The organism is Enterobacter cloacae complex sp. P15RS (genome assembly GCF_014895905.1).
In the GTDB taxonomy this organism is placed as follows: Bacteria; Pseudomonadota; Gammaproteobacteria; order Enterobacterales; family Enterobacteriaceae; genus Enterobacter; species Enterobacter quasihormaechei.
Genome location: NZ_JADBQL010000013.1, coordinates 124573 through 146379 on the forward strand (window position 1 = coordinate 124573; position 21807 = coordinate 146379).

The window sequence follows — 21807 nt, forward strand, 5'->3', positions numbered from 1 at the left end:
TACCTCATGAATTCGCCAGCAGGGGCGTGAATGACGCCTATTCTTATCGCTTAAGGTGATATATAAAAGATGGTATCCATCGATAAAGCAGATACATCATGCGCTATTCTCCTGAAGCTTTGACCGCGTTTGTTGAAACCGTCGCCGCTGGTTCGTTTTCCGCTGCGGCCCGACGGCTGCGCAAAAGCCAGTCCACCATCAGCACCTCCATCGCCAACCTTGAAGCTGACCTGGGGTTTGAGCTGTTCGACCGTTCGGCGCGTCACCCGGTGTTAACCGCCCAGGGTGAACAGGTGCTGGGCTATGTCCAGTCGATCCTCGCCGCCAGCGCGCGCCTCGACGAGCTGGCCGTATCCTTAACGGCGCAAACGGAGGCACGTTTTACCTTTGTTCTCTCCGATACGCTCAACCCGGCCGTGCTGGAAGAGATGATGAGCCAGTTCGACCGACGTTTTCCGCACACGGAATTCGAGTGTCTGATTGGGGAAGAGGAAGACGTGATTGACCTGCTGCAAAAGGAGAGGGCGCAAATTGGCCTGACGGAAGCGCGCGACAGCTACCCGACCGATATTGGCGCGACCCGTCTGCCCGTGCAAACGCGGATGGCTATCTACGTCTCTGCCGGACATCCTCTGGCTGCGCAGCATGAGACGCAGGCGGACGAGCTGCACGGCTGGCGCGAGCTGCGGCTGAGTACCTATCTCGAACGGGAAGCCACCCTTGCGCGTGGGCCGGTCTGGTCCGCGCCGAATTACTTGTTACTGCTGAGCATGGCGGTACAGGGCTTTGGCTGGTGCGCGTTGCCCTGCGCGTTGGTGGATGAATTTGCCGCATCGAAATCGCTGGTTCAGCTGAACGTGCCGGGCTGGCCGAGGTCGATTGCTATCGATCTGTTATGGAACAAACGAACACCGCCCGGCGTCGCTGGAAGCTGGCTGCGCCAGTACTTGCAGGACGCACGCTAATCCTGTGACTAAACTCACTAATTTTAAACATTTGCGTCAATTGTTGATAACAATCCTCTACTATCGTCATGTCATTTTGCACAGAGGTCGTGATGAAAGATGTCGTTATAGTGGGTGCGTTACGTACGGCTATCGGCTGTTTTCAGGGAGCGCTTGCGCGTCACTCTGCGGTTGATCTTGGCAGCGTGGTGGTAAAAGCGCTGGTGGAACGCAGCGGGATTGCCGCACATGAAATTGATGAGGTGATCCTGGGCCAGGTGCTGACCGCAGGCGCGGGACAAAACCCTGCGCGTCAGGCGGCGCTGAAGGGCGGCCTGCCTAACACCGTTTCGGCGATCACCATCAACGACGTCTGTGGATCAGGTCTGAAGGCGCTCCATCTTGCGACGCAGGCCATCCAGTGCGGTGAAGCGGACGTGGTCATTGCCGGCGGGCAGGAGAACATGAGCCGCGCTCCGCACGTGCTGACCGACAGCCGGACCGGCGCGCAGCTCGGAAACAGCCAGCTGCTCGACAGTCTGGTTCACGACGGGCTGTGGGACGCCTTTAACGATTACCACATGGGCGTGACGGCGGAGAACCTGGCGCGGGAATACGGGATCAGCCGCGAGCTTCAGGACGCGTATGCCCTCAGCTCGCAGCAAAAAGCGCGCGCGGCGATCGATTCCGGGCGCTTTCGCGATGAAATTGTCCCGGTCAGCACCCTGCGCCAGAACGGCGAAGCGCTTATCGTTGATACCGACGAGCAGCCGCGCACCGATGCCAGCGCGGAAGGGCTGGCAAAACTCGATCCCGCCTTCGAAACGCTGGGTTCTGTGACGGCAGGCAACGCCTCTTCCATCAACGACGGTGCGGCGGCGGTGATGATGATGAGTGAAAGCAAAGCCCAGGAGCTGGATCTGCCGGTGCTGGCGCGCATCAAGGCGTTTGCCAGCGTGGGCGTTGATCCGGCGTTAATGGGGATTGCGCCGGTCTATGCCACGCGCCGCTGTCTGGAGCGGGCGGGCTGGCAGCTGAGCGACGTGGATCTGATTGAAGTCAACGAAGCCTTTGCTGCACAGGCAATCTCGGTCGGGAAAATGCTGGAATGGGATCCGCTGCGGGTCAACGTTAACGGCGGGGCGATCGCGCTGGGTCATCCCATTGGCGCTTCTGGCTGCCGTATTCTGGTGTCTTTAGTCCACGAAATGAAAAAGCGTAACGCCCGAAAAGGAATTGCAACCCTCTGCATTGGCGGAGGGCAAGGGGTGGCGCTGGCTATCGAACGGTAATTTCCCTCTCTGCACACAACAAGCCTCCCTACGGGAGGTTTTTTTATCCCGCTGAATCCTTTTTTAATGCTTTTGCGTTCTTTCTGAAGCCCGCAATATTCATTGCGCGGTTAATTATTCGCATTGCGAAGTGCTTAGTGTGATCTCACTCCTGGAATTTACGGGTAATACGCCTTTTTTGTTGATGGGGTTCACGTCGATCTTTGCCAAAAAAAATGAAACAAATAATTTCGATCTTTGTCACTAAAATAACGGTGCATAAAAAATAAACTCAAGTTTCATAAAAACGAAACGATATTTTAATTGAGGGTTTATTCATGTTTAAAAAATCTCTGGTCCTTGCCTCTCTTATTTCCAGCACGTTTGCGGCCCACGCTGTGACCGTCGATCTGCGTCACGAATATATCGACAGCGGCTCGAATGCCGACCGTGTTGCCGTCTCGCACCGCTTTGATAATGGCTTCGGTTTTTCCGTTGAAGCGAAGTGGAAATCCGGCGGTGACAAGGCGGATCAGCCTTTTGCCGACGTGGTGGGGAACGGTCATGAAGATCAGATTAGCTGGCGCTGGAAAGCGACGGACAATATCGCCCTGACCCCTGCGTTTACGATTGAAAGTACAGACAGCCGCACCATTTATAAACCGAATCTGCATGTGCAATATAGCTTCGATAATGGCTTCTACGTCGCCGCGCGTTACCGTTACGAATATACCCGCTACCCGTCAAGCTCAAATAAGGACGATGATAAAGTTAACCGTGGTGATGCGTGGGTCGGTTGGGTATTAGATGACTGGCGTACCGAGCTGAATTATGTTTACGCGAAAAGCACTGAAGGGATGGCCCGAAATAACAATAAAGATTATTCCAACGAATATAACGCCAAGCTGGCCTATAAATGGGATAAAAACTGGGCACCGTATGTTGAGGTGGGTAACGTGGGGGTTAAAGAGACCGACGAACGACAGACCCGCTTCCGTGCAGGCGTGGCGTATTCCTTCTGATAATCCACCCTCTTCGCTAAAAACCGCCGGGTGGCGCTTACGCTTACCCGGCCTACAACTCTGATAATCCACCTTCTTCGCAAAAAAAAGCCCTCCGAATCGGAGGGCAAGGCCAGTTACAGAAACACTTACTCAAGTCAGGCATGCAACATTTCAGGTTGCTCGGGGAGTTTCGCGATATAGAGGGCCGGTTTGCCGTCTTTATCGGAACTGTACAGCACCGCTTTTTCGTCCGGCGTAAAGGACGGATGCGGGTGGGTTACCTGGCGGCTGTTCGCCACCGTAGCCCAGGAGGTGTCGTGACGGGCGATGCGGAAAAACGCTTTCTTCGCCACGTCAAAGGCATACAGATAAGGATCGTTATCAATGGTGTAGCCGCCGGTGTCTTTCACATCGACAGGCGTGCCGGAACCGTCGCCGACGAGCAGGGTGCCGTCAAAATTGCTCATCAGGTGCGAGCAGGCGGGCATATTCATTACCGCTTCATTAATGCCGGTGTCCGGGTTGAAGCGGGAGATGGTGCGGCCCTGCTGGCCCTTCAGATAAGAGACGTAGATCAGCGCGGAGCCGTCCGGCACCCAAAATTCATGCGTACAGCTTTCACCTTCCGCGTGCGTCTTCACTTTCCGCACGTTGCTGCCGTCTTCGTTGACCAGCCACATGCGGGCGTCAACCAGGTCGTGCGGCCCTTCATGACAGAAGGCCACGGTATTGTCATCGAACGGACGATAAATGGGATGCCCCAGCCAGATCTTCTCGTCATGAATGGTGGTGCTTTCACCCGTTTTCAGATCAACGCGCAGCAGGCGGCAGTGCGGCCCTTTGTGGAAAAAATCGTGAAAAATTTTCCAGTCGTTGAGCGGGGTCCAGTCTCGTTTTGCAATTTCAATGCCCACCAGCCTGGTGCAGTCGCTGTTCGCAACCCAGGTACCGTAGCCGACCCACTCTTCCGGGACGCGGTACACTTCACGCTCCGCCAGCGTCTGTAAATCCACCTCCAGCAGGGTGCGATCGTTCTTCACATAGTAGAAGGATTTATCGTCCGGGGAGAGGAAGCCGCCAAAGGTGTTATCCCCCGCACCTTCAGTTAACTGCACCGCTTCGGCGTTTTTCAGGTCCAGCAGGTAATAGTTCCAGTGACCGTCGAACTCCCCGGCGAATAGCAGATGGCTGCCATCGTTAAAGAAGCACTTCTGGTAAAAGTAGTTGCGATGACAGGTTACTTCCGGTGGGGTCAGGCGGGTGACTTCCACGCCTGTATCCGGATCGCGGCTGACCTCGTAGTTCAGCTTGACCCGCATACCTTTAGCCATAATGCACTCCTTTGAACGCGAATTGTGGGTTGAAAACTGGGTGTTAAATTATCAAAACAATGTTTCATTGTGTGTGACTGACAGCGCAATTTATCAGTTTCATGGATAAGAAGACCGTCCTGATAGATTTATCGTGATCGAAACACCATTTCCGGCATAAACATGCAGAAAAAATGAAACGATGTTTTAAATGCAATTGAAAACCACTGTGGCAGGGGATAATATGTGCTCATCACGAAAACGGAACGTTGTTTCGTTAATTATCTTTGCCTTCGGGCACGATCCATTCTGGAGGTTGATGTGGAAGTCAGACAAAGCATCCACAGCGCGCACGCAAAAACGCTGGATACCCAGGGGCTGCGCGGTGAGTTTTTAGTTGAGCAGGTGTTCGAAGCCGATAAGTACACCATGGTCTACAGCCATATTGACCGCATTATTGTGGGCGGGATTATGCCGGTGGCGAACACCGTCTCCGTGGGCGGTGAAGTGGGCAAACAGCTGGGCGTGAGCTACTTCCTTGAACGCCGCGAGCTGGGCGTGATTAACATCGGCGGGGCGGGCACCATTACCGTCGATGGCCAGTGCTACGAGATCGGCCACCGCGACGCGCTGTACGTCGGTAAAGGCGCAAAAGAAGTGGTCTTTGCCAGCGTCGACGCCAGCAAACCGGCGAAGTTCTACTACAACTGCGCCCCGGCACACACCCACTACCCAACCAAAAAAGTGACGCCTGCGGACGTTTCCCCGGTGACCCTTGGCGATAACCTCACCAGCAACCGTCGCACCATCAACAAATACTTCGTTCCGGACGTGCTGGAAACCTGCCAGTTGAGCATGGGGCTGACCGAGCTTGCGCCGGGCAACCTCTGGAACACCATGCCGTGCCATACCCACGAGCGCCGCATGGAAGTCTACTTCTATTTCAACATGGATGAAGATGCCTGCGTGTTCCACATGATGGGACAGCCGCAGGAGACGCGCCATATCGTTATGCATAACGAGCAGGCGGTCATTTCGCCGAGCTGGTCTATCCACTCTGGCGTGGGGACGAAAGCCTATACCTTCATCTGGGGTATGGTCGGTGAAAACCAGGTCTTCGATGATATGGACCACGTCGCTGTTAAGGATCTGCGCTAGCCGCAGGCAGTTAAGCATAAATCTGCCTGTTGGTGACAGGCGCTGAACGATTAAGGAACAAACATGATTCTGGATGCATTTTCTCTGCAAGGTAAAGTGGCTGTCGTCTCCGGTTGTGATACCGGGCTGGGGCAGGGTATGGCGTTAGGCCTGGCGGAAGCGGGCTGTGATATCGTCGGGATTAACATCGTTGAGCCAACGGAAACCATCGAGCGCGTCACCGCGCTGGGCCGTCGTTTCCTGAGCCTGACCGCTGACCTGCGCAAAATCGACGGGATCCCTGAGCTGCTGGATCGCGCGGTGGCGGAGTTTGGTCATATCGATATTCTGGTTAACAACGCGGGCCTGATCCGTCGTGAAGACGCGATTAACTTCAGCGAAACGGACTGGGACGACGTCATGAACCTGAACATCAAGAGCGTATTCTTTATGTCCCAGGCGGCAGCGAAGCACTTCATCGCGCAGGGTAAAGGCGGCAAAATCATCAATATCGCGTCGATGCTCTCCTTCCAGGGCGGCATACGCGTGCCGTCTTACACCGCATCGAAGAGCGCGGTGATGGGCGTGACCCGTCTGCTGGCAAACGAGTGGGCGCAGCACAACATCAACGTCAACGCGATTGCGCCGGGCTACATGGCCACCAACAATACCCAGCAGCTGCGTGCGGATGAAGAGCGCAGCGCGGCAATCCTGGAGCGTATTCCTGCGGGTCGCTGGGGTCTGCCGAGCGATCTGATGGGGCCGGTTGTGTTCCTGGCGTCCCCGGCATCGGATTACATTAACGGCTACACCGTTGCCGTCGACGGCGGCTGGCTGGCACGTTAATTCATCCTGAATAAAGAACCTCTGCCCTCGGGCGGAGGTTTTTTTACGCCAAAATTGCCTTTATCCATATCCTTAAAGATGAAAAATCCATACTGAAAAGGAATGGATGACGGGCATCACACATTTATTGGTTAGATATTAACTAATTAATAAAAAATAAGGATAAATCGCCCTGATTTGAAATTGTAATGTCCATCACAGATCGATATGTCGTAGCGAAAAAATCCATATCTTCACCAGTTCCGACCTGACACTTTCTTCCGGTATCTCGTAATTTCACTTAACGAATTTCGCTGTTGAGGCAGGAAACTATGACATCTATAAATGACTCTACCCTTATGCCCGCTGCGTTGCGCGATACCCGACGCATGAACCAGTTTGTTTCTGTTGCGGCAGCCGTCGCCGGTTTATTGTTTGGCCTGGATATCGGCGTTATCGCCGGCGCGCTGCCCTTTATTACCGATCACTTTACGTTAAGTAATCGCCTGCAAGAGTGGGTGGTGAGCAGCATGATGCTGGGCGCGGCCATCGGCGCGCTCTTTAACGGCTGGCTGTCATTCCGTCTCGGGCGCAAATACAGCCTGATGGTTGGGGCGATCCTGTTCGTTGCCGGCTCCATTGGTTCGGCGTTCGCCACCAACGTTGAAGTGCTGCTGCTGTCCCGCGTGCTGCTGGGCGTCGCGGTGGGTATCGCCTCCTACACCGCGCCGCTTTATCTCTCGGAAATGGCGAGCGAAAACGTGCGCGGGAAGATGATCAGCATGTACCAGCTGATGGTAACGCTCGGTATCGTGCTGGCGTTTCTGTCGGATACGTACTTCAGCTACAGCGGTAACTGGCGGGCAATGCTTGGCGTGCTGGCGCTGCCCGCGTTGCTGCTGATTGTGTTAGTCATTTTCCTGCCGAACAGCCCGCGCTGGCTGGCGCAAAAAGGACGCCACGTGGAGGCGGAAGAGGTGCTGCGCATGCTGCGCGACACGTCTGAAAAAGCCCGTGAAGAGCTAAACGAAATCCGCGAAAGCCTGAAGCTGAAGCAGGGCGGCTGGTCCCTCTTTAAGGCTAACCGCAACGTGCGCCGCGCGGTATTCCTCGGCATGCTGTTGCAGGCGATGCAGCAGTTTACGGGGATGAACATCATCATGTATTACGCCCCGCGCATCTTCAAAATGGCCGGTTTTACCACGACCGAACAGCAGATGATCGCCACGCTGGTGGTAGGGCTGACCTTTATGTTCGCGACCTTTATCGCGGTGTTCACCGTTGATAAAGCCGGACGCAAACCGGCGCTGAAAATTGGCTTTAGCGTGATGGCGCTCGGCACGCTGATCCTCGGCTACTGCCTGATGCAGTTTGATAACGGCACGGCATCAAGCGGCCTCTCCTGGCTCTCCGTGGGCATGACTATGATGTGCATCGCGGGTTACGCAATGAGCGCCGCGCCGGTGGTGTGGATCTTGTGCTCGGAAATTCAGCCGCTGAAATGCCGCGACTTTGGGATCACCTGTTCCACCACCACTAACTGGGTGTCGAACATGATCATTGGCGCGACTTTCCTGACGCTGCTGGATGCAATTGGCGCGGCAGGTACCTTCTGGCTTTATACGGTACTGAACGTGGCGTTTATCGGTGTGACCTTCTGGCTGATCCCGGAAACCAAAGGCGTGACCCTGGAACATATTGAACGCAAGCTGATGAAAGGGGAGAAACTACGTAATATCGGCGTGTAATGTAAATTGCCGGGTGGCGCTTCGCTTACCCGGCTTTGTGTTTACCGCATCGCACGTCTCAAAATACGCTCCGCCTGACGCTGGAAGTCGGCGGCCGTCTCTTCCACGGTTTTCTGGCCGTAGTCGATATACTGCAAAGAGGTACCGAACTGCGCCACAATCTGCGGATCGTCAAAGTATGGCGAGACGGTCAGTTTCGCCGGCAGCGACTGCGCCAGACGCAGGCCCGCCACGGAAGGATCGTCCTCTTTTATGGTGCCGTCTTCGGTCAGATACTGTACCGCTACTTTGCTCAGCGGCACGCCGCGCTCCAGACCCAGCGTATCGACCCCCTCCTTGCTGTTGAGCAGGAAGTTAATCAGCTTCGCCGCTGCTTCCGGGTTTTTGGTCGATTTACCGATCGACAGCATCTGGGCTGGCTTGAAGAACAGGCCCGCGTCGGTGGCGCCCGGCAGCATCGGATAGCTGCCCAGCTCCAGTTTTGCCGGCGGCTTCAGGTTGTCGGAATATTTGTTAATAGTGGAGTTCCACATGTAGGTGCCGCCCCATTCACCCTGGATCCACGGCTTCATCTCATACATGTTGCTCTTACCGAACGAGGCATAGTATTTGGTGTCCGGCATGACGTGGCTGTCGATCAGCTTTTTGTAGGTCTGGAAGAACTCCACCCACTGTTCTTTCGTGTAGCTGAACTTTTTGGTTTTCTCATCCACCGCAGGAACGTTGTACTTCTGGATCATGTATGAGTTCAGCAGCGCCAGCGTATCCTGGTGCTCCAGGATGACCGGATAATATTGCTTGCCGAGCTTGCTCTCGAAGGTTTTACCGGCCGCCATCAGCTCATCCCAGGTTTTCGGGTAGGCAATACCCGCTTTTTTCCAGGTCTCGTCATTGAAGTAGAACACGCGCGCCGTCACCGAAATCGGAATGCCGTTCAGCTTGCCGTCCACGGTGGTGGTTTGCAGCTCTTTAGGATCGAACTGGGTTAAGTCGATCACGTCCTTCATCTTGTTCAGATCGTAGAAGCCGTCACCGGTTTTGGAGAAGATCGGCAGCCAGTTCCAGTTCGTCTGCATTACGTCCGGCTCGGTGCCGCCCGCAATCTGGGTGGTCAGACGGGAGAGGTGACCGTCCCAGCCGGTGTATTCCGCCTTCACGTTGATGTCCGGGTTCTGTTTATGGAACTCTTCCAGCGCTTTCAGGGTAACCTGGTGACGGCCATTGCCGCCCCACCAGGACATCCGTAAATCCACATTCTGCGCCATCGATGGCAAAGCGGTCAGGCCCAGGGTCGCGGAGATTGCTGCGCTTAAAAGCACTTTTTTCATTTTTATCACTCCATCAGAGAGAGAGGTTCTGTTCAGTTTTTGCGTCAAAAATATGACATTTGTTCATATCAAACGTGAAATACACCTTACGATGAAGCCCCTTATCAATCATTGGCTTGGCTTCATCGGACGGGATCCTGGCGGTCAGTTCGTAGTCCGCGACTTTCAGGTACACAAAGAATTCGTGGCCCATATTCTCAACGCGCACCATCTCCCCGCTACAGCCGCCGTTCGGGAATGGCACATCTGAAAGCGAGACAAACTCCGGGCGCACGCCGTAAAAAATCTCCTGACCTGCATAAGCGGCGACTTTCTCCTGCTTCTCCGCGTTCAGCGGCATGGTTTCATTGCCGATGGCGATGTGCAGCTGGCCCGCTTTTTCGATCAGCACGCTCCTGCGAATATTCATCTCCGGCGCGCCGATAAAGCCCGCCACGAACATGTTCTTCGGCTTGTGGTAGAGGTTGTCCGGCGTATCCACCTGCATGATGTGACCGAGCTTCATCACGCAGATGCGGTCGCCCATGGTCATCGCTTCGGTCTGGTCGTGGGTCACATAAACGGTGGTGGCCGGTTTTCCGGACTTCTTCAGCTGCTTGTGCAGGTCGGAAATACGAATGCGCATTGAGGCGCGCAGCTTGGCATCGAGGTTTGAAAGCGGCTCATCGAACAGGAACACGTCCGGCTTTTTCACAATCGCACGGCCTACCGCTACGCGCTGCGCCTGGCCGCCGGAAAGCTGGCGCGGCAGACGGTCGAGCAGCTCTTCCAGCTCAAGAATTTTGGCGGCTTCATTCACCTGAGACTCAATCTGATCTTTCGGTAGCTTGCTCAGCTTGAGGCCAAAGGCCAGATTCTCGCGCACCGTCATGTGCGGATAGAGGGCGTAGTTTTGGAACACCATTGCAATACCGCGCTCCTTCGGCGCGAGGTTGTTCACGATCCGGTCGCCGATGCGTACCTCGCCGCCGCTGATGGTTTCCAGCCCCGCCAGCATGCGCAGGGTAGTGGATTTGGCGCAGCCGGATGGCCCGACGATCACCATGAATTCCCCTTCGGCGATTTTCAGATCGATAGCGTGTACCGCTTTAAAACCGTTGGAGTAGACCTTTTCCAGCTTGTTAAAAATGACTTCAGCCATGGTATTTCCCTCTTAACCTTTAATTCCGCTGCTGGTGACGCCCTGTACGAAGTAGCGCTGTGCCAGGAAGAAGACAATGATGGATGGCAGAATGGAGATGCTCGCCATTGCCAGAATTTCGTTCCACGGCGCGCCTTCGGTGACGTCGATGGACATTTTCAGCGCCAGTGCGATGGGGTATTTATCCACGCTGTAGACGTAAATCAGCGGCCCGATAAAGTCGTTCATGGACCACATAAACTGGAACAGGGCGACGGAGATAATGGCCGGCTTCAGAATCGGCACCACCACGTACCACAGCACCTGAATGGAGTTACAGCCGTCGATTTGCGCCGCCTCTTCCATGTCACGCGGGACGCCGCGCAGGAACTGGATCAGCATGAAAACAAAGAACCCCTGCGTGGCGAAGGCCAGCGGCAGGTACAGCGGCATGTAGCTGTTCAGCATGCCCATCTCACGGAACATCAGGTACTGCGGGATCAGCAGCACGGTGCTGGGCAGCAGCATGGTGGTGATGAGCGTGGCGAACCAGAACTTCTTCCACGGGATTTCGAAGCGGGCAAAGCCGTACGCCACGATGGTAGAGGAGATAATGGTCAGGATCACTTTCGGAATGACGTACTTAAAGGTGTTCAGCATGTAATGGCCGAAAGTGTACTCGGTGCCGGTTTTCCAGCCGTTGACGAAGCCATCCCAGGTGGCGTGGGCGGGCCACAGACTCAGGGTGGTGAAGATCTCGTGGTTCGGTTTGAACGACGCCGAAAACATCCATACCAGCGGATAAAGCATCAGCAGGCCGACAAACAGCAGGATCGCGTAGCGAACGGTGGCGTTGATTTTCTCTCTGCGCAGCGTGCGGGCCACTTCGCGCTCCGCAACGCTTCTTGCCGTGGAAAGTTGTTGAATATCAGCCATTTTTGCCCCCTTTATCGGCGGAGTAGAACACCCAGTATTTCGACGACTTAAAGGCGATGCCGGCGAAGACGGCCACCACCAGGAATAGCACCCACGCCAGCGCCGCCCCGTAGCCCATATCGAAGTACTTGAACGCGGTGTCGTAGATGTAGAGCGAGAACAGGTAGGTGGAGTAGGTCGGCCCGCCGCCGGTGATCACGTACGGCCCGGTAAATTCCTGGAACGCCTGCGTGGTCTGCATGATGAAGTTGAAGAAGATCACCGGCGTAATCAGCGGCACGGTCACTTTCATGAACATTTGCCATTTAGACGCGCCGTCGATCATCGCCGCTTCATACTGGGACTGCGGTACGTTTTGCAGCGCGGCCAGGAAGATGACCATCGCGGAACCGAACTGCCAGACGCGCAGCAGGGTAACGGACATCAGCGCCAGCGACGGTTCTCCCAGCCAGTTCACCGGGTCAAAACCCAATACGCCGATAAAGCTGTTCAGCAGGCCATCGATCGCAAATAAAGCGCGCCACAAGACGGCAATAGCAACGGAACTGCCGAGGATCGACGGAATATAGTAGGCCGTCCGGAAAAATCCGATGCCGCGTAATTTAAAGTTCAGGACAAAGGCAATCCCTAATGCAAAGGCGAGCTTCAACGGGATGGTCAGAAATACGTAGGCAAAGGTCACGCCCATGGATTTCCAGAAGAGCGTGTCTTCGGTAAACATATAGCGATAGTTTTCGATGCCGTTAAACACCGGCGGGCTCATCAAATCGTAATCCGTAAAGCTGAGGAAAAACGACGAGACGAAGGGGAATGCCGTAAAGAGTATCAACCCGATGATGTAGGGTGATATCCATGCGAGCCCCAGCAGCTTGTTTTCATTCATACATACCTACCTGGCAATCAATGGTTTAATACGGAATCAGCTTTGTTACATTTTCCCAGGCCCGCACTGCGCGGCATGAGAGATGAAATTCAGGGTGCAATGTCGGGTGGTGGCAAAACAGTAGATTGTTTTTTAACGTTTTTTCTTTTTCGTTATTGCTGGGAACGCTTTGGGTTTTAAAAGAGCTGAACCGGCGTTCTTGGATACTAAAACATCGTTTTATTTTATATTATTGCGATTTATTTCTGCGTCATGCGCTTAATGGTGGAAATGTGATCGGCGTCGAAACGCTGTTTCAATATAGTGAGGGAGGTGGCATTTTTGACTTTTCACGGACGATCGCCGCGGGCACTGACGAGGGGATAAGACGCAAAATCGGGAGCGGGAATAACAATAGTCACGCAGCGTGGCTAACTACCAGATCTGATAGCAGGTCTACAGATGTATCAATTCGGCATTCAGATAATTCTTACATTCTTGTATGATTTGTTACACCGGAACCAGTCAGGCAGAATTTCACTGCATCCCTAAAAGAAGAACAGTTATGTCAGCGATGGATTTCAAACAACATACGGATCTCAACTTTCCTCAATATGCTCCCCCGGCGGTCAGCGCTAAAGAAATAGATCTTCTGGGTCTGCTGGACGTCCTGCTGGCAGCAAAAAAACGCATCGTCACCATTGTGTTCGCATTTGCACTGGTCGGCCTGGCAATCGCCTTCCTGATACCGCAAAAGTGGACCAGTAAAGCGGTCATTACGCCAGCGGAACAGACGCAGTGGAGCTCGCTGCGCCAGATGATGGTGGCGCTACAGGTGCTTGATGTGGATGTGAAAGTCACCCGTGCGGATGTGTTTAATCTGTTTATCAAAAAGTTTCAGTCCCAGTCGCTGCTTGAAGAGTACATGAAGAGCTCGCCTTACGTGATGGCTCAGCTCGATGGCGCCGAGGTTGACCCGCTGGAGCTGCACCGCGCGGTGGTCAATATTGCCGAAAAGATGAAGGCCATTGATAACACCCAGGAAAAGAATGCCGATAAAGCACCGTACCTCTCCTGGACGTTAAGCTTCACGGCCCCAACGGCAGAGGACGCGCAGAAGGTGCTGAACGGGTATATTCAGTACATCTCCCGCATCGTCGAGCAGGAGACCATGCAAAACATCCGCGATCAGCTGATCCTGAGAACCAAAACGGTTCAACAGCAGCTGGAGCTGGATCGGGTCCGTCTGACCAATATCCACAATACCAACCTGCAACGCCTCAACTACTCGCTGGAAGTGGCGAACGCGGCAGGGATCAAAAAGCCGGTCTACAGCAATGGACAGGCAGTGAAAGACGATCCGGATTACTCCGTTGCGCTCGGCGCGGACGGGATTGCGCAGAAGTTGCAGATTGAAAAAAATCTGAAGGACGTTTCTGAGCTGAACGCCGATTTCCAGAACCGCGAATACTATCTGGCACAGCTGCAAAAACTCTCGTTCGAAGATGTGAGCCTGGAGCCATTCAAATACCAGCTTTCTCCTTCTATGCCGGTGAAAAAAGATGGTCCGGGCAAAGCCCTGATCGTGCTGCTGGCGTGTGTTCTGGGCGGACTGTTTGCCTGTGGCAGCGTGCTGCTGCGCGAGGCGATGAGCTCCCGCAACCCGCTGCCGGAACAGCTTCCTGAGCCGGTGACGGAGTAACATCAAAAAAGGCGCTCAAATGAGCGCCTTTTTTTATTTCAGGAAATCTTCGCGTACCGGCGTAAACGTATCCAGCAATGTACCGGGTTTCAGGCAGACGCAGCCGTGCATCACGTGCGGCGCTTTATAGAGAGTGTCGCCCGCCGTCACCACATGCTTCTCTTCCCCAATCGTAAATTCAAATTCGCCCGAAAGAACGTAGGTGAGCTGCTCATGCGGGTGGTTATGCATCGGGCCAATCGCCCCTTGCTCAAAATTCACTTCCACCGCCATCATCCTGCCGTCGTGCGCAAGAATACGGCGCGTCACGCCATTACCCAGATCGTCAAGCGTGGTCTCTTTATGGAAAATAAACATATTTTCGCCCTGTCATGTAATGAAACAATGTTTCATTTAACTTATCTCACCCACGCATAAAAGGAAACGATTAGCCAAATAACTGGAAAGGCGATCACAAGTTTGCTTCACTGGGTGAAACGTACAGGAGGAAAGATGAAAACGATCGGTCTGTTAGGGGGCATGAGCTGGGAATCAACGATCCCGTACTACCGCCTGATTAATGAAGGCGTCAAACAGCGTCTGGGCGGTCTGCATTCGGCCAGCCTGCTGCTGCACAGCGTGGATTTTCATGAAATCGAAGCCTGCCAGTCGAGCGGGGAATGGGATAAAGCCGGGCAGATGCTGGCGGACGCCGCGCTTGGGCTGGAGCGTGCGGGGGCGCAGGGTATTCTGCTGTGTACCAATACCATGCATAAGGTGGCGTCGCATATTGAAGACCGCTGCTCGCTGCCGTTTTTACATATCGCGGACGCCACCGGGCGAGCCATACGTACTGCCGGCATGACGCGCGTGGCGCTGCTGGGGACGCGATACACCATGGAGCAGGACTTTTACCGCGGGCGGCTGAGCAGTCAGTTCGGGATTGAAAGCCTGATCCCGGAGGAGGCTGACCGGGCACGCATTAATCAGATTATTTTTGATGAGCTCTGCCTCGGTACCTTCAGCGAATCTTCTCGCGCCTGGTACGTCAGCGTGATTGAGAAACTGGCCCAGCAGGGGGCGGAAGGGGTAATTTTCGGCTGTACCGAAATTGGCCTGCTGGTGCCGGCGGACCAAAGCCCGATACCGGTATTTGATACCGCCGCGCTTCACGCCGCCGATGCGGTGGAGTTTATGCTGTCATAAGGGTTTTTGCAGGTCAGGTAAGCGAAGCGCCACCTGACGCGCGTGCGCAATCAGGTGTTCACTGAACGCATCCACCAGCGCTGAGGCGGGGCGGTGCAGGGGGCGGATCAGGCTCACGGTAAAGGGAACGGAAACGCTAAACCGGCGCAGGACCACTCCGCTGCTGGCGTAATCCATCGCCGTGAGCGGGTTCACCACCGAAATACCCACGCCCGCGCGCACCATCGCACAAATCGATGCCGCGCTGTGCGTTTCCACCACCAGCCGCCGCTTCACCTGATGTTCGGCAAACAGGCCGTCCAGAAGCTGCCGGTAGCTGTCGGTCTGCGACAGGCTGATATAGTTTTCGCCGTGGAAATCCGCTGGCGTCAGCACCGCTTTGTGGCTAAGCGGATGGCCGACGGGCAACACGCAGACCTCATCCAGCGAGAGCAGCTCCGTGCGCTCCGTGCCCGCGGGCGTCACGAGGGTTTCGGTCAGACCCAAATCGTGGCGCTGGGCCGAAAGCCACTCCTCCAGCAGCGGCGACTCCTGCGGCACGATGGTCAGGCTGACTTCCGGATAGCGGGCCAGAAACGGCTGTAGCAGCACCGGCAGAAATGACTGGGAAAAGACCGGCAGGCAGACGATGGACAGCTCGCCCTGGCGAAACTCCCTCAGGCTCTCCGCCGCGCTCACGATCCTGTCCAGGCCGTACCAGGAGCGCTGAACCTCCTCAAACAGACGTAACCCCTGCACCGTCGGATGCAGCCTGCCGCGCGCGCGTTCAAATAGCTTCAGCCCCAGCACCTTCTCAAAGCGCGCCAGCTCGCGGCTGACCGTAGGCTGCGAGGTGTGCAGCATCTGCGCGGCTTCAGTGAGATTGCCGGTGGTCATCACCGCATGAAAAATCTCGATATGGCGTAGGTTAACGGCGGGCATAGGGCACCTGATGTCTGAGCGTTATCCATATCATTTTTGCATAGACTCACCATAAAACGATATTTTTTATTCTCTTCAGGCTATGGCGTAATAATAAAAAACAGATTCCCGGAGACGACCATGCCACGCCCGCTCAACCAGACCGAAACCGATTTGAACGCCGATAACCTGCTGCGCCTGCCTGCCGAATTCGGCTGTCCGGTGTGGGTCTACGATGCGCAGATTGTCCGCGAGAAGATCGCCGCGCTGCATCAGTTTGACGTGGTGCGTTTCGCGCAGAAGGCCTGCTCCAATATTCACATCCTGCGCCTGATGCGCGAGCAGGGCGTAAAGGTTGACTCCGTATCGCTGGGTGAAATCGAACGTGCGCTGGCGGCGGGGTTTGATCCCAAAGCCGATAGCGACGCGATCGTCTTTACCGCCGACCTGATTGACGACGCCACTCTGGCGCGCGTGCACGAGCTGCAAATCCCGGTCAATGCCGGTTCGGTGGATATGCTGGAGCAGCTTGGGCAGGTCTCTCCTGGCCATCGCGTCTGGCTGCGCATCAACCCGGGCTTTGGTCACGGTCACAGCCAGAAAACCAACACCGGGGGCGAAAACAGCAAGCACGGGATCTGGTATGCCGATATGCCTGCGGCGCTGGAGGTGTTACAACGCTACGATCTTAAGCTGGTGGGTATTCACATGCACATTGGGTCCGGCGTGGATTACGGTCACCTTGAGCAGGTCTGTGGCGCCATGGTGCGTCAGGTGATCGATTTTGGTCAGGATCTGGAGGCGATCTCCGCCGGCGGCGGGTTGTCCATTCCCTATCGTGAAGGGGAAGAGGCGATCGACACGGATCACTACTACGGGCTATGGAGCGCCGCGCGCGACAGCATCGCCGCCCATCTGGGCCACGCGGTGAAGCTGGAGATTGAGCCGGGTCGTTTCCTGGTCGCCGAAGCCGGCGTGCTGGTGGCGCAGGTGCGTAGCGTGAAGGAGATGGGAAGCCGTCATTTTGTGCTGATTGATGCTGGCTTTAACGACCTGATGCGTCCGTCCATGTACGGTAGCTATCACCACATCACGGCGCTGGCTGCCGATGGCCGCGATCTGGTCAACGCGCCGCGCATCGACACCGTGGTTGCCGGCCCGCTGTGCGAATCCGGCGACGTCTTTACTCAGCAGGAAGGCGGGAAAGTCGAAACCCGTTCGCTGCCAGAGGTAAAACCGGGAGATTATCTGGTGCTGCATGATACCGGTGCGTACGGGGCGTCGATGTCTTCAAACTACAACAGCCGCCCGCTGCTGCCGGAAGTGCTGTTTGATAACGGCGTGGCGCGGCTGATTCGCCGTCGCCAGACCATTCAGGAGCTGCTGGCGTTAGAGCTGGTCTGATTAAACCAGGGGCCCGTTGTCACCGAATCGCGTAAAACCAGCGTGCCGGTGAACGGCGGGATCGCTTCAACCGGCTGGTTTTTTGCCAGCCGGATCGCCTGGTCGATGGCCGTGACGATCATGTTATCGATCGGCAGATACACCGACGACAGGGCAGGCTCCAGCCACTTTGCGCTGGGGGCATCATCAAAACCAAACAGCGAAATATCCTGCGGGATCTTCAGCCCGGCCTGGTGTAATGCTTTGGAGGCGCCCAGGGCCATATCATCGTTACAGGCAAACAGGGCGCTGAACGGCGTCTTTTCCGCAATCAGCTCTTTGCACAGCTCGTAACCCCGCGTCATGCCCGCATCGCCGTATTTAATCCGCCGCTCGTCGAGACGAATACCGTGCTTCTCCAGCGCCTTACGGTAGCCCATCAGCCGCGCTTTACCCGTTGGCGTGTGGATCGGGACGGTGATACAGGCGATCTCCCGATGGCCCTGGCTTATCAGGTAATCCACCGCTTTGAAGGCTGCGTCCTGCTGTTCAAAGAAAACGCAGCGGTCCGCCGCCTGGCTCACTTCACGGTTAATGATCACCAGCGGCGTCTGCACGCTGTTGATCAGCTTCAGGATCGTCTTTTCGCTCATGTAACGCGTGTACAGCACGATGGCATCGCACTTGCGGTCGGCGAGCATCTGCACCGCCTGTTCTTCCTGTTCGGGGGCATCGTGGCCGTCGGTGACAATCAATTGTTTACCGTGCGTTTCGGTCTGCCGCGACGCCTGCTGTAGCAAACGCCCAAAGTAAAAACCGTCGAAGGTCGAGACGACCAGACCAATGCTGTTGCTGGTCTGGTTAGCCAGCGAACGCGCGAGAAAGTTCGGACGATAGCCCAGCTCCTCCATCGCGCGAAACACCTGCTGACGCGTGCTCTCTTTAACCTGACCTGTGCCGTTCAGCACGCGCGAAACGGTGGCCTTCGACACGCCCGCACGCAGTGAGACATCCAGCATTGTTGCCATTCGAAATTCCTGTTTCCACGTAATGGTTTGCAGTTTAACACAGACCATCCGGCGCATAAGCGACGTGGGGAGGGCAAAACCCCATAACGATCACGCTTTTCGGTAACGATCTTCACTCGCGGAATAAATACCTGCCATTGGTATACCAAAATGGTGATAAATCGCTATCTGGAATACCTCTGGCGTCGTTGAGAGCTTAATCACAGAACAAAGCGGCTGCTGACGCTATTTTTGGCATACCAATAGTATCCGGCTGTACACCTTATTCAATAAAAGCCCTTTTACTGAGGTATTACCCTATGGCATTTCAGGAAAAACTGATCGACGCTCTGGGCAGTTTTGCCACCACCTTCAACAGCTATCGCTATATCCAGGCGATCAAGTCTGCGTTTATTACCTTAATGCCGGTCATCATTGTGGGGGCGTTCTCGGTACTGATCTCCAATATGGTGCTGGATCCGAAAAACGGCCTGGCGAGCTTTCAGTCGCTGGCGTTTCTCGCGGCGTTAAAGCCGATCACCAGCGCGCTTAACTATGCCACGCTGAACTTCCTTAACATCGGCGCGGTGTTTTTAATCGGCATTGAGCTGGGGCGTATTAACGGCATAAAGTCCCTGTTCACCGGACTGCTGGCGGTGATCTGCTTTATCTGCGTGACGCCGACGACGGTGGAAATGTTGGTGGACGGCGAGATGCACGTGGTGAAAGACGTGCTGCTGCGCCAGTTCTCCGATACCCGTAGCCTGTTCCTCGGCATGTTTATCGCCATCCTGTCGGTGGAGATCTACTGCTGGCTGGAAAACCGAAAGGGACTGAAAATCAGGATGCCGGACACGGTGCCGCCAAACGTCGCCGCGTCGTTCTCCGCGCTGATACCGGCCATTATCACCACCACCGCCATTGCGACCTTTGGCTTCGTGTTCCATCAGATTACCGGTATGTATCTCTACGACGCGGTTTACCAGGTGGTGCAACAGCCGCTGGAGCGGGTGGTGCAAAGCCTGCCGGGGATCCTGCTGCTGATGTTTGTCGCCCAGCTGTTCTGGGTGATTGGTATTCACGGCAACCAGATGATCAAGCCGATCCGCGAGCCGCTGCTGCTGGGGGCGATCACCGTCAACATGAGCGCGTTCGAGCAGGGCAAAGAGGTACCGAACATCATCACCATGCCGTTCTGGGATGTTTATATGAGCATCGGCGGTTCCGGCCTGACCATCGGCCTGCTGATCGCGGTGATGATTGCCACCAAACGTAAAGAGATGAAGGAGATCGCCAAGCTGTCCATCGGGCCAGGCATTTTTAACATCAACGAGCCGGTGATCTTCGGTATGCCAATCATGCTCAACCCGATCCTTGCTATCCCGTTCATCATCACGCCGCTGGTGACGGGCTCCATTGGCTACTTTGCCACCGTGACAGGGTTTGCCGGTAAAGCCGTGGTGATGGTGCCCTGGACCACGCCGCCGCTGATCAACGCCTGGTTGTCCACCGCAGGCTCCATGGGGGCGGTGATCACCCAGTTTATCTGCATCGTGACTGCGGTGATTATCTACTTGCCGTTTGTGAAAATTGCCTCGCGCCGCGCAGAGCAGGCCGCGCTGCAACAAGCCACCGATAACGCATGAGGATATGATGAGCACAAAACAGATAGCCATACCGCAGGACTTTATTCTGGGCGCGGCGGCATCGGCCTGGCAGACCGAGGGCTGGAGCGGCAAAAAGCCGGGGCAGGATTCGTGGATCGATCTCTGGTACAAGAACGATCGTCACGTCTGGCACAACGGCTATGGCCCGGCGGTGGCCACCGATTTTATCAATCGCTTCCGCGAAGACGTGGCGCTGATGAAGCAGGCGGGCCTGACGCACTATCGCACCTCCATCAACTGGTCGCGCTTTTTAACCGACTATGAAAATGCGACGGTAGACGAGGAGTACGCCGCGTACTACGACGCGCTGTTCGATGAAATGCACCGTCAGGGCATTGAGCCGATGATTTGCCTGGAACACTACGAGCTGCCGGGCGTGCTGCTGGAGACCTACGGCGGCTGGGCGTCGAAGCACGTCGTCGAGCTGTTTGTACGCTACGCGGAAAAGGTGTTTGAGCGCTTTCACGGCAACGTTACCCGCTGGTTTACCTTCAACGAGCCGATTGTGGTCCAGACGCGCGTCTACCTCGACGCGCTGCGCTGGCCCTATGAGCAAAACACCGGTACCTGGATGCAGTGGAACCACCATAAGATTCTGGCGACTGCAAAAGTGGTGAAGCTGTTCCGTGAGAAGGGTTATGACGGCACGGTGGGCTGTATTCTCAACCCGGAGATGACCTACCCGCGCTCGCGCGCGCCGCATGACGTGCGGGCGGCGGAGATGTACGATCTGTTCTATAACCGCGTTTTTCTCGATCCGCTGGTGCACGGGCGCTATCCGCAGGCGCTCTTGACCCTGCTGGCGCAGCACCAGGTGCAGTGGGACTACACGGCTGACGAGCTGGCGCTGATTGCCGACAACACCGTTGACGAGCTGGGGATCAACCTCTATTACCCGCACCGCGTAAAAGCCCCGTCCCGCGCCTGGCACCCGGAGACGCCGTTCCATCCGGCGTACTACTACGAGCCGTTCGAACTGCCCGGGCGCAGAATGAACCCCTCCCGCGGGTGGGAAATTTATCCGCGCATCATCTACGACATGGCGATGCGGATCAAACAGGACTACCGCAACATCGACTGGTTCGTGGCGGAGAGCGGGATGGGCGTGGAGAACGAAGCGCAGTTCCGCAACCGCGACGGCATTATTAATGACGCGTACCGCATCGCGTTTATCAGCGAACATCTCTACTACACGCTGCTGGCGCGCGAGGAAGGCGCGAACTGCCACGGCTATATGCTGTGGGCCTTCACCGACAACGTCTCGCCGATGAACGCGTTTAAAAACCGCTACGGGCTCATTGAAATCGACCTTGAGAACCATCGCGCCCGACGGGCAAAGGCATCGGCCTCCTGGTTCCGCCAGCTGCGCGAGACGCGCATGCTCACGCTGAGCGTTGACGATGAATGGAAGTAAGCCTTCTGGTAAAATAGTGCACAAACTGGCCGGAAGGACGTCCGGCCCGCGCATTAACTGAAAA

The 21807-nt window shown here is 55.6% G+C and carries 19 protein-coding genes; 11 read left to right on the plus strand and 8 right to left on the minus strand.

Going from position 1 to position 21807, the window contains the following annotated elements; translation table 11 throughout:
* The first annotated feature begins 98 nt into the window (after positions 1 to 98).
* From IM267_RS08440 to IM267_RS08450, 3 genes are all read left to right on the plus strand, one after another.
* Positions 99 to 965: a LysR family transcriptional regulator gene (locus IM267_RS08440; protein WP_063869227.1), complete on the plus strand. Its 867-nt coding sequence runs from the start codon at positions 99 to 101 to the stop codon at positions 963 to 965.
* 92 nt (positions 966 to 1057) lie between these two features.
* Positions 1058 to 2236 (plus strand): acetyl-CoA C-acetyltransferase, encoded by a 1179-nt coding sequence (locus tag IM267_RS08445; protein WP_063869230.1) that lies wholly within the window; start codon positions 1058 to 1060, stop codon positions 2234 to 2236.
* A gap of 317 nt (positions 2237 to 2553) precedes the next feature.
* Positions 2554 to 3237, plus strand: coding sequence for an oligogalacturonate-specific porin KdgM family protein (locus IM267_RS08450; protein WP_193033178.1), 684 nt, complete (start codon positions 2554 to 2556; stop codon positions 3235 to 3237).
* 137 nt (positions 3238 to 3374) lie between these two features.
* Here IM267_RS08450 and IM267_RS08455 read toward each other — a convergent pair whose 3' ends face one another.
* Positions 3375 to 4550 (minus strand): oligogalacturonate lyase family protein, encoded by a 1176-nt coding sequence (locus IM267_RS08455; protein WP_063451958.1) that lies wholly within the window; start codon positions 4548 to 4550, stop codon positions 3375 to 3377.
* A 300-nt stretch (positions 4551 to 4850) separates the two neighbouring features.
* On the opposite strand from IM267_RS08455, the gene kduI reads away from it, so the two are divergent.
* From kduI to IM267_RS08470, 3 genes are all read left to right on the plus strand, one after another.
* Positions 4851 to 5687: a 5-dehydro-4-deoxy-D-glucuronate isomerase gene (gene kduI / locus IM267_RS08460; protein WP_063869236.1), complete on the plus strand. Its 837-nt coding sequence runs from the start codon at positions 4851 to 4853 to the stop codon at positions 5685 to 5687.
* Between the two features lie 63 nt (positions 5688 to 5750).
* Complete coding sequence (gene kduD / locus IM267_RS08465) at positions 5751 to 6512, plus strand: 2-dehydro-3-deoxy-D-gluconate 5-dehydrogenase KduD (RefSeq protein ID WP_063451956.1); 762 nt, start codon at positions 5751 to 5753, stop codon at positions 6510 to 6512.
* Positions 6513 to 6823: 311 nt separating this feature from the next.
* Positions 6824 to 8239, plus strand: a complete 1416-nt coding sequence (locus tag IM267_RS08470; RefSeq protein WP_063869238.1) for a sugar porter family MFS transporter — start codon at positions 6824 to 6826, stop codon at positions 8237 to 8239.
* Between the two features lie 41 nt (positions 8240 to 8280).
* On the opposite strand, the gene IM267_RS08475 is transcribed toward IM267_RS08470, so the two are convergent.
* The 4 genes from IM267_RS08475 to IM267_RS08490 are packed head-to-tail and all read right to left on the minus strand — an operon-like array spanning position 8281 to position 12506.
* The gene (locus IM267_RS08475; RefSeq protein WP_063869240.1) at positions 8281 to 9567 is read right to left on the minus strand and encodes an ABC transporter substrate-binding protein; all 1287 of its coding nucleotides are present in this window, start codon (positions 9565 to 9567) and stop codon (positions 8281 to 8283) included.
* 13 nt (positions 9568 to 9580) lie between these two features.
* Entirely contained in the window at positions 9581 to 10708 is a 1128-nt protein-coding gene (locus IM267_RS08480; protein ID WP_193033179.1) for an ABC transporter ATP-binding protein, read from the minus strand.
* Between the two features lie 12 nt (positions 10709 to 10720).
* Positions 10721 to 11623 carry a carbohydrate ABC transporter permease gene (locus IM267_RS08485; protein ID WP_063869246.1) on the minus strand — a complete coding sequence of 301 codons (903 nt, stop codon included), beginning with the start codon at positions 11621 to 11623 and terminating at the stop codon, positions 10721 to 10723.
* On the minus strand, positions 11616 to 12506 hold the full coding sequence (locus IM267_RS08490; protein WP_063451951.1) for a carbohydrate ABC transporter permease: 891 nt from the start codon (positions 12504 to 12506) through the stop codon (positions 11616 to 11618). Before IM267_RS08490 ends, IM267_RS08485 begins: the two co-directional genes overlap by 8 nt.
* Before the next feature lie 544 nt (positions 12507 to 13050).
* On the opposite strand from IM267_RS08490, the gene wzz(fepE) reads away from it, so the two are divergent.
* Entirely contained in the window at positions 13051 to 14187 is a 1137-nt protein-coding gene (wzz(fepE), locus tag IM267_RS08495; RefSeq protein WP_063869247.1) for an LPS O-antigen length regulator Wzz(fepE), read from the plus strand.
* Positions 14188 to 14220: 33 nt separating this feature from the next.
* Here wzz(fepE) and IM267_RS08500 read toward each other — a convergent pair whose 3' ends face one another.
* A complete protein-coding gene (locus tag IM267_RS08500; protein WP_063451949.1) occupies positions 14221 to 14544 on the minus strand; it encodes a cupin domain-containing protein in 324 nt (107 codons plus the stop codon).
* Between the two features lie 135 nt (positions 14545 to 14679).
* Between IM267_RS08500 and IM267_RS08505 the strand changes: the two genes are divergently transcribed.
* Complete coding sequence (locus IM267_RS08505) at positions 14680 to 15372, plus strand: aspartate/glutamate racemase (protein WP_193033180.1); 693 nt, start codon at positions 14680 to 14682, stop codon at positions 15370 to 15372.
* Here IM267_RS08505 and IM267_RS08510 read toward each other — a convergent pair.
* The gene (locus tag IM267_RS08510; protein WP_063869254.1) at positions 15367 to 16293 is read right to left on the minus strand and encodes a LysR family transcriptional regulator; all 927 of its coding nucleotides are present in this window, start codon (positions 16291 to 16293) and stop codon (positions 15367 to 15369) included. The two genes, IM267_RS08505 and IM267_RS08510, sit on opposite strands and share 6 nt — an antisense overlap.
* A 120-nt stretch (positions 16294 to 16413) precedes the next feature.
* Between IM267_RS08510 and lysA the strand changes: the two genes are divergently transcribed.
* On the plus strand, positions 16414 to 17676 hold the full coding sequence (gene lysA, locus IM267_RS08515) for a diaminopimelate decarboxylase (protein ID WP_063451946.1): 1263 nt from the start codon (positions 16414 to 16416) through the stop codon (positions 17674 to 17676).
* Here the strand turns inward: lysA and IM267_RS08520 are convergent.
* On the minus strand, positions 17646 to 18683 hold the full coding sequence (locus IM267_RS08520; RefSeq protein WP_107533660.1) for a LacI family DNA-binding transcriptional regulator: 1038 nt from the start codon (positions 18681 to 18683) through the stop codon (positions 17646 to 17648). The genes lysA and IM267_RS08520 overlap by 31 nt on opposite strands.
* Before the next feature lie 299 nt (positions 18684 to 18982).
* Between IM267_RS08520 and IM267_RS08525 the strand changes: the two genes are divergently transcribed.
* On the plus strand, positions 18983 to 20308 hold the full coding sequence (locus tag IM267_RS08525) for a PTS sugar transporter subunit IIC (protein ID WP_193033181.1): 1326 nt from the start codon (positions 18983 to 18985) through the stop codon (positions 20306 to 20308).
* Between the two features lie 7 nt (positions 20309 to 20315).
* On the plus strand, positions 20316 to 21743 hold the full coding sequence (locus tag IM267_RS08530) for a glycoside hydrolase family 1 protein (protein WP_193033254.1): 1428 nt from the start codon (positions 20316 to 20318) through the stop codon (positions 21741 to 21743).
* Positions 21744 to 21807: the final 64 nt, after the last annotated feature.